Raw genomic sequence first — 646 nt, forward strand, 5'->3', positions numbered from 1 at the left:
GACCAAATCGCCGCGCGCGGCGCATTGCGATCGTCGCGGTGGCACGGCGTCTGGCGATTGCTCTGTGGCGCTATCTGAAGGACGGCGTGATACCCGAAGGTGCGCAGTTGAAGTCGGTCTGAGCCGGCAAGGTGTCGCAACAACGTCATCATGCAAGGCGCGAAACACGATGTATGGACGGTTTGAAGTGAACATGCCCGTAAGGTACCCAGGTTACTGACGTAACCGATTCTTGAGATGGGGCATGCTCCCCGGAAAGAGATTCCGGCGCAACGCGCATACAGGATGAGGCTGGCCAAGCGCCAGCGGATAGAAGGCGGTGAGACGTTGGAGTCTCACGGGGCGCGACGATCGGCTTCAGACCAGGCGTAGAGACTGGATCGCAGCAATGGTTGACGGGCGGCGGAAATCTACCGGAATACGCGGAGGCCAAAATGCGCCTGTATGCTGGCCGAGCCCGCAATCAACGCAGAGGAACCAGCGTCACAATGAGCGAGTTATCCACCGCCGGCCGGCGTCGTGGTCGTGACAGGCGACCCACCGGCCGGCGGTGGATAACTCCTGGACATCAGTTCATGGCGTCCACAAAACCTACCTGGGGGTCCAGTTCGTGAAAGGCCTTGACAACTTCCTGCTCATAGAAGGG

1 pseudogene is annotated in these 646 nt (G+C 60.1%); it reads left to right on the forward strand.

Going from position 1 to position 646, the window contains the following annotated elements:
* Positions 1-122 (forward strand): annotated as a pseudogene (locus SB822_RS54760) (IS110 family transposase); the annotation flags it as partial.
* Between the last annotated feature and the right edge of the window lie 524 nt (positions 123-646).

The sequence above is a fragment of the Paraburkholderia sp. SIMBA_054 genome, from assembly GCF_046534875.1.
GTDB lineage: Bacteria > Pseudomonadota > Gammaproteobacteria > Burkholderiales > Burkholderiaceae > Paraburkholderia > Paraburkholderia hospita.